Here is an 8108-nt window from a genome sequence, read left to right on the forward strand (position 1 = left end):
CGGTGGCGAAGCTTCCCGTTGAAAAGATGCGCGAACTCGAACGCCGTTTCGGCGAGATCGAGGCGCGCATGTCGGCGGGGCCGGATTCGGAGACCTATGTGCGTCTTGCCTCGGAATATTCCGAGCTTCAGCCCGTCGTCGCGAAGGTGCGCGAATACGAGAAGGTCAATGCTGAGATCGCCGACCTCGAAGTATTGCTCGCCGACAAGGCGACGGACCGCGAGATGCGCGACCTTGCGGAAATGGAGCTGCCGGACCTGAAGGAGCGTCTCGAGGGCCTCGAAAAGGAGATGCAGATACTGCTTCTCCCGAAGGACGCCGCCGACGAGAAGAGCGCGATCCTCGAAATCCGCGCCGGCACGGGCGGCTCCGAGGCGGCGCTGTTTGCCGGCGACCTCTTCCGCATGTACGAGCGCTACGCCGCCGCGCATGGCTGGAAGGTGGAGGTCATCTCCTCCAGCGAGGGGGAAGCGGGCGGCTTCAAGGAAATCATCGCGACGATCACCGGGCGTGGCGTCTTCGCCAAGCTGAAGTTCGAATCGGGCGTTCACCGTGTCCAGCGCGTGCCGGAGACGGAGGCGAGCGGGCGTATCCACACCTCCGCCGCAACGGTTGCCGTTCTGCCGGAAGCCGAGGAAATCGACATCGAGATCCGAGCCGAGGATATCCGCATCGACACGATGCGCTCTTCCGGTGCCGGCGGCCAGCACGTCAACACGACGGACTCGGCGGTGCGCATCACCCACCTGCCGACCGGCCTCGTCGTGACGAGCTCGGAAAAGTCGCAGCACCAGAACCGCGCCAAGGCCATGCAGATCCTGCGTTCGCGGCTCTACGACATGGAGCGCCAGCGCGCCGACAGCGAGCGTTCGGCCGACCGCAAGAGCCAGGTCGGCTCCGGCGACCGTTCGGAGCGCATCCGCACCTATAATTTCCCGCAGGGCCGCGTCACGGACCACCGCATCAACCTGACGCTCTACAAGCTCGACCGGATGATGATCGGCGAAATCGACGAAGTGGTCGATGCGCTGCTGGCGGACTATCAGGCCGGCCAGCTGGCGCAGCTCGGTGAACAGGGCCGATGAGCGGCGCGACGCTCGCCGAAATGCTGGCGGCGGCGCGGCGCCGGCTTTGCGCGGCGGGCATTGCGGACGGCGCGCAGGATGCGCGGCTGCTGATCGCCGGCCTTCTCAAGCTTTCCTCCACCGCCTTTGTCACCGATGGCGCGCGCCTGCTGGATGCGTCCGAAAGAGCGATGATCGAGAATGCATTGGCGCGGCGCGTGGCGCGCGAGCCGGTGCACCGCATCCTCGGCCACCGGGCCTTTTCGCGGCTCGACCTCATGCTTTCCCCCGAAACGCTGGAGCCGAGGCCGGATACGGAAGTCCTCGTCGATGCGCTGGTGCCCCATGCGTTGAGAATGGTCGCGGGTGGCGGCTGCCGGATCCTCGATCTCGGCACGGGAACCGGCGCGATCTGCCTTGCCTTGCTCGACCTCGTGCCCGGCGCGACCGGGATCGGCGCCGATCTTTCGGCGGGGGCCCTTGAAACGGCGCGGCGCAATGCCGACATCAATGGGGTCGCCGGCCGCTTCGAGACGGTCGAGAGTGACTGGTTTGCAGCCGTGACCGGGGCATTCGACATCATCGTGTCAAATCCGCCCTATATCGTCCGCTCCGTGGTCGGAACGCTGGACGAGGACGTCCGGCTCCATGATCCGATCCTTGCGCTGGATGGCGGAGACGACGGGCTGGATGCCTATCGGGCCATCGCGGCGGGGGCAGATGCTCATCTTCGGGAAAACGGCCTGGTGGCTTACGAGATCGGCTACGACCAGAAGGATCAGGTCACCGCGATCATGCGCAAACAGGGTTTCGTGCGCATCGAGGCGGTGCAGGATCTTGGCGGCAACGACCGCGTTCTCGTCTTCACACGAGCAGGGACTGTGTGATTTTCGCTGCGCAAGTGCAGCAAATTTCGCAGCCGCAAAGAAAAGGCTTGGAATTGTGAAGGAAGCGGGATAGTTTGCGGCCACGCACTGGGCAAGAGGTCATGCGTAAGGGATTTGATCCTGTATGACCCGATCGCGAGGATTGCTCTCTCGAAGAGTTGCTAGGGTTGAGACTGCCCTGTGCGGGTACCTGTTAATTTGACGTCTTACGGCGACAGGACCACCGACCGGCGTGGTTTGCCCGCGGGTAAGGATGCTTGATCTGGCGTGTCCCGATCAAGCGTGCAGACACATGAATCATCGATACACGATACGTTAGGTGAGTGACATATGAGGCCAGGACAGCAAAACAAGCGCGGCCGCGGGCGTAACAACAACAATAATAACAACAATAACAACAACAACCACCGCAAGGGCGGCAATCCCCTGACGCGGACCTACGACAGCTCGGGTCCGGACGTGAAGATCAGGGGCACGGCCCAGCACATTGCCGAGAAATACTCTGCGCTTGCCCGGGACGCCCAGAGCGCCGGCGACCGCGTCATGGCGGAGAACTATCTCCAGCATGCCGAACACTATAACCGCATCATCGCAGCCGCGCAGGCGCAGATGCAGGATCGCTTCCCGCGTGACGAGCGTTCCGACAATGCCGACCGCGGCGATTACAACGACCGTGACGGCTTCGACCGCGATCCCGACGAAATCGATTCGACCCCCGTCGACGAGCCGGCACCCGTTGCCGCCGCTCCGGCGGAGCAGCCGGTCGTCGTCGACGGTTCCGGCCCGCAGCCGGTGATCGAGGGCACGCCCGCCGAGGTCGCCCTCGACGAGGACGCTGCCGCTCCGGCAGGCGGCCGCGCGCCGCGCCGCCGCAATGCGGCCCGCCCGCGTCGTCCGCGCCGCGGCGAAGGCCAGGCGGCCGAAGGCGATCAGCCGGCCGGTGGCGATGCCCCGGCACTGGAAGCGGCTTCGGAATAAGCTTCCGTTCCATCGATCCATTGAAGAACCCGGCCTTGCGCCGGGTTCTTGCGTTTGCGCAACCGGCGTTCCGAAAAATCTGTTTCCGCCGGCAGGCCGCTCCCTTTAATTCCGAAAATCCCTCCACCATATTCGCTTCAGGCGGTTGCCCGGCCCGAGCCGGCGACCGCATCATGAAGGGCTCGCCTTGACGGGAGCCCTATCCTGAATCGTCGACCGGTGCCTGATGGGCCGGCCGAGTTATGGAGGCAGATGATGAATATCGAAAAATACTCCGAACGCGTTCGCGGGTTCCTGCAATCCGCCCAGACCAAGGCGCTTGCGGATGGCAATCCGCAGTTCACGCCCGAACACGTTCTGAAAGTTCTGCTCGATGACGAGCAGGGCATGGCGACCTCGCTGATCGAGCGGGCCGGCGGCAATGCGCGCGAAGCGCGGATCGCCAACGACGCCGCGCTTGCCAAGCTGCCGAAGGTTTCCGGCGGCAACGGGCAAGTCTATCTCGCGCAGCCGCTCGCAAAAGTCTTTTCCACCGCGGAAGAAGCCGCCAAAAAGGCCGGTGACAGCTTCGTCACCGTTGAACGCCTGCTGCTGGCGCTTGCCATCGAGAAGTCCGCCGCGACCTCTGAAATCCTCGCCAAGGCCGGCGTGACGCCGACGTCGCTCAACCAGGTGATCAACGACATCCGCAAGGGCCGCACCGCCGATACGGCGAGCGCCGAGCAGGGCTTCGATTCGCTGAAGAAGTTCGCCCGCGACCTCACCGCCGATGCGCGGGAAGGCCGGCTCGATCCCGTGATCGGCCGCGACGACGAAATCCGCCGCACGATCCAGGTTCTGTCGCGCCGCACGAAGAACAACCCCGTCCTCATCGGCGAGCCCGGCGTCGGCAAGACCGCCATCGCCGAAGGCCTTGCGCTGCGCATCGTCAATGGCGACGTGCCGGAGAGCCTGAAGGACAAGAAGCTGATGGCGCTCGACATGGGCGCGCTGATCGCCGGTGCGAAATATCGCGGCGAGTTCGAGGAGCGCCTGAAGGCCGTGCTTGCCGAAGTGCAGGCGGAAGACGGCGAGATCATCCTCTTCATCGACGAGATGCACACGCTGGTCGGCGCCGGCAAGGCGGATGGGGCGATGGACGCCTCGAACCTCCTGAAGCCCGCGCTTGCCCGCGGTGAACTGCACTGCGTCGGCGCGACCACGCTCGACGAGTACCGCAAGCATGTCGAGAAGGATGCGGCGCTTGCTCGCCGGTTTCAGCCCGTCATGGTGGACGAGCCGACCGTCGAGGACACGATCTCGATCCTGCGCGGCCTCAAGGAAAAGTACGAGCAGCACCACAAGGTCCGCATCTCCGATTCGGCCCTCGTCGCCGCCGCGACGCTTTCCAACCGCTACATCACGGATCGCTTCCTGCCGGACAAGGCGATCGACCTGATGGACGAAGCCGCCTCGCGGCTGCGCATGCAGGTCGATTCCAAGCCGGAAGAGCTCGACGAGCTCGACCGCCGCATCATCCAGCTCAAGATCGAGCGCGAGGCCCTGAAGAAGGAGACCGACCGCTCGTCGCAGGACCGGCTCGAAAAGCTAGAGATCGACCTGGCGGCGCTGGAAGAGGAAGCCGATGCGCTGACCGCGCGCTGGCAGGCGGAAAAATCCAAGCTCGGCCGCGCCGCGGATCTCAAGCGCCAGCTCGACGAGCTGCGCAACGAACTGGCCATTGCCCAGCGCAAGGGTGAGTTCCAGCGCGCCGGCGAGCTTGCCTACGGCATCATCCCGAAGCTCGAAAAGGAGCTAGAGGAGGCCGAAGGCCGTGATGCGAGCGATATCGATCCGATGGTGCAGGAGGTCGTGACCCCCGACAACATCGCCCATGTGGTCTCCCGCTGGACGGGCATTCCCGTGGACAAGATGCTGGAAGGCGAGCGCGACAAGCTGCTGCGCATGGAAGACGAACTCGGCAAGTGGGTCGTCGGGCAAGGCGATGCCGTCCAGGCGGTCTCCCGCGCCGTCCGCCGCGCCCGCGCCGGCCTGCAGGATCCGAACCGGCCGATCGGCTCGTTCATCTTCCTCGGGCCCACCGGCGTCGGCAAGACGGAGCTGACCAAGGCGCTCGCCCGCTTCCTCTTCGACGACGAGACGGCGATCCAGCGCATGGACATGTCGGAATATATGGAGAAGCACTCCGTGGCCCGGCTGATCGGCGCGCCTCCCGGCTATGTCGGCTATGAGGAAGGCGGTGCGCTCACCGAATCCGTCCGCCGCCGGCCCTACCAGGTCGTGCTGTTCGACGAGATAGAGAAGGCGCACCCGGATGTCTTCAACGTGCTCCTGCAGGTCCTCGACGACGGCCGCCTGACCGATGGCCAGGGCCGCACCGTGGACTTCCGCAACACGATGATCATCATGACCTCGAACCTCGGTGCCGAATACCTGACGGCGCTCGGGGAGAACGAGGACAGCGATGTCGCGCGCGACCAGGTGATGGATGTCGTGAAGACGGCGTTCCGGCCCGAATTCCTGAACCGGATCGACGAGATCATCCTGTTCCATCGCCTGAGGCGGTCGGAAATGGGCGCGATCGTCGATATCCAGCTGGAGCGCCTGCGCAAGCTGCTGGTGGATCGCAAGATCGTTCTCGACCTCGACGAGGAAGCCGTGCACTGGCTGGCCGAGAAGGGATACGATCCGGTCTACGGCGCGCGTCCCCTGAAGCGGGCGATCCAGAAGCATCTTCAGGATCCGCTGGCGGAGAAGATCCTTGCCGGCGAAATCCCGGACGGCTCGATCGTCAAGGTGACGGCCGGTTCCGACCGGCTGCTCTTCTCGCCGCGCCAAAGTGCGGTGAGCAAGGCCGCCTGACGGAAGGCCATCGATAAAAAAAGAAGCGCGGGTCCCGGCCCGCGCTTTTTGCATTCCTGCCTCACCATTCTCCACAAGCCGAGGCCAGGGAGATGAGGGGGGGTACAATCCCGAATATCAGTGCGTTTCGGCCACTTCCGTCGCGTTTCCGTGGCCAAGGAGATCGTCGATGCGCTTGCGCTCGGTCCTGAACTGGGCGAGGGCCTTGCCCTCCAGCGACTTGCCGCCCGGTAGGCGGATCTTCAGCGCGTCGACCTTGTTGCCGTTGACGATCAGCTCGTAATGGAGGTGCGGGCCGGTGGAGAGGCCGGTCGTGCCGACGAAGCCGATCACCTGACCCTGCCGCACCTTCACGCCCGGCTTGATGCCCTTGGCGATCGCGCTCTGGTGATTGTAGGAGGAGACGTAGCCGTTGGCGTGGCGGATCAGCGTCTGGTTGCCGTAGCCGCCGGAATCCCAGCCCGCCTTCTCGACGACGCCGTTGCCCGCCGCGATGATCGGCGTGCCGCGCGGTGCCGCCCAGTCGACGCCGGTATGCATGCGCGAGAAGCCGAGGATCGGGTGGCGCCGCATGCCGAAGCCGGAGCGGAACACGCCGTTCGGAACCGGATTGCGCAGCAGGAACTGTCGGATGCTCTTGCCGTCCTCGTCATAATAATCGACCGAGCCGTCTTCCGGGTCCTGGAAGCGGTAGACCCGCGTTTCCGTGTCGCCGAACCTGGCGTCGAGGAAGAGGATTTCGGAATCCTCCGTCGCTGCGCCGCTCTCGTCGGTGACGGAGAAGAAGGCCTCCAGCGAATCCGTCGGGCGGAGCTGGGCCTGGAAATCGACATTGCTGGCGAGGACGCGGATGATTTCCGCCGTCATGTCCTGGCCCATGCCGTAGGAGAGGGCGGCCCGGTAGATGCCGTCATAGACGCGGGGCAGGTCGCGGCCGGCGATGATCGTCGGCCGGCCGTCGTCGTCGAAAGCCGTCGCCACGGCGTCGAGCGCCGGCGGCTCGGCCCCGCTGACGAAGCGGCCATTGTCGTCGATCGCGGCGGTCACGACATGGCGGCCGCGCGAATAGACGCTGGCGCGCACGATGTTCGCTTCCTTGGCCTTCTGGGAAACGCAGATGCGCAGCACGTCGCCTTCGGCGAGCTGCCTGCTGCCGAGCTGGTCCGCCAGATAGGAGGCAAGGTCGTCGGCCTGGGCCTTGGTATAGCCCGCCGCCGTCATGATCTCGTCGATATCGGCGGTCCGCCGCACCGGGATCACGTCGTCGGCATATTCGGTGTCGTCCGGCGTCAGCGTATCGAAGGTCGACACGCTCATGTTCTCCTCGACGATGCGGGCGGTCAGGCCCATCAGGTCGATATCGGAACTGTCGGAGGCAAAGCGCTGCGGGTCGACATAATAAAGCGAGGCGACCTGCGTGCTGCCGTCGGTGAGCACCGAACCGTTGGTGCGCACGTTCTCCTCGACCTCTTCGATCGACATCTGGTCGGCGAAGTCGAGCGCCGAGCCGCCGGTCGGGAAGGCGTCCGTCTGGAGCGCGACTTCCGATTCGACGTCCGAACCGTAGATCGTGCCCATGCGCGAGGCGGGCGCGGCATCCTTGCCGTTGGTGGAGAAGATCGCGAGAGGATCGAAGCGCGGATAGTCCTCGCTCGTCGCGTGGTTCGCGGCGAGCGCCATCTTCACATGGGCGAAGGGCTGCCGGCGCACCACTTCCTTCTCGCCGTCATGGATCATGGTGGAGATTTCCATGATCTTCTTGTCGGACGGCTTGGCGACGATGGCCGGTTCCAGCACGCGCTCGCCGCGCCGTGCCGTCTCGCCGGTCTTGTTCGTCTGCTTCGGGGTGATGAGGGCGGCGAAGGCTTCGGCCGGAATGGCAAGCTGCTGGCGCCCGTCGAGTGCCGCGAAGAGAGCGACGCCCATCAGGATCGACGAGGTGATGCCCGTCAGGAAGGTGCCAGAAAGCCAGCGCAGGGAGATTTCGCGGCGGTCGGGCGCCTTGCGCCCGTCGGCGAGTATCGGCGGCTCGTTGCCGAGAGATCGGATCATGTTCCGGGATGTGGTCATGCCGATATGCTTCGCCCTGTGTCGCCGATTTCATTTTCAGCGCGGGAAGATGCACGCAGGAGTGCCCGCGAGTCAAATCACGCAAGTTCAGTCACTCCTCTAGAGGCGGGGAATGTGAAATTCTGAGGGCAATCGGGCCGTTAGAGAGGGGATGAAGGGCAGAATGCCAGGAAATCCAGGGCATTCTGCGGGTAAATGAAAGCCAAACGCATTTTTTCGAAGAAAATTTCAAAAAACTGTCACAGGC

The 8108-nt window shown here is 64.6% G+C and carries 5 protein-coding genes; 4 read left to right on the top strand and 1 reads right to left on the bottom strand.

Features of this window, described 5'->3' with window-relative positions; all coding sequences use genetic code 11:
* Window positions 1-2: 2 nt before the first annotated feature.
* From prfA to clpB, 4 genes are all read left to right on the top strand, one after another.
* Window positions 3-1085: a peptide chain release factor 1 gene (gene prfA, locus ACZ1A1_RS23310; protein WP_463621782.1), complete on the top strand. Its 1083-nt coding sequence runs from the start codon at window positions 3-5 to the stop codon at window positions 1083-1085.
* Window positions 1082-1951 carry a peptide chain release factor N(5)-glutamine methyltransferase gene (prmC, locus tag ACZ1A1_RS23315; RefSeq protein ID WP_463621783.1) on the top strand — a complete coding sequence of 290 codons (870 nt, stop codon included), beginning with the start codon at window positions 1082-1084 and terminating at the stop codon, window positions 1949-1951. The genes prfA and prmC overlap by 4 nt, the downstream gene beginning before the upstream one ends.
* Window positions 1952-2281: 330 nt before the next feature.
* The gene (locus ACZ1A1_RS23320) at window positions 2282-2929 is read left to right on the top strand and encodes a DUF4167 domain-containing protein (protein ID WP_463621784.1); all 648 of its coding nucleotides are present in this window, start codon (window positions 2282-2284) and stop codon (window positions 2927-2929) included.
* A gap of 255 nt (window positions 2930-3184) precedes the next feature.
* Complete coding sequence (gene clpB, locus ACZ1A1_RS23325) at window positions 3185-5791, top strand: ATP-dependent chaperone ClpB (protein WP_463621788.1); 2607 nt, start codon at window positions 3185-3187, stop codon at window positions 5789-5791.
* Window positions 5792-5908: 117 nt separating this feature from the next.
* On the opposite strand, the gene ACZ1A1_RS23330 is transcribed toward clpB, so the two are convergent.
* On the bottom strand, window positions 5909-7861 hold the full coding sequence (locus tag ACZ1A1_RS23330) for a M23 family metallopeptidase (protein ID WP_463621785.1): 1953 nt from the start codon (window positions 7859-7861) through the stop codon (window positions 5909-5911).
* Between the last annotated feature and the right edge of the window lie 247 nt (window positions 7862-8108).

The organism is Shinella sp. R2-11, from assembly GCF_055330205.1.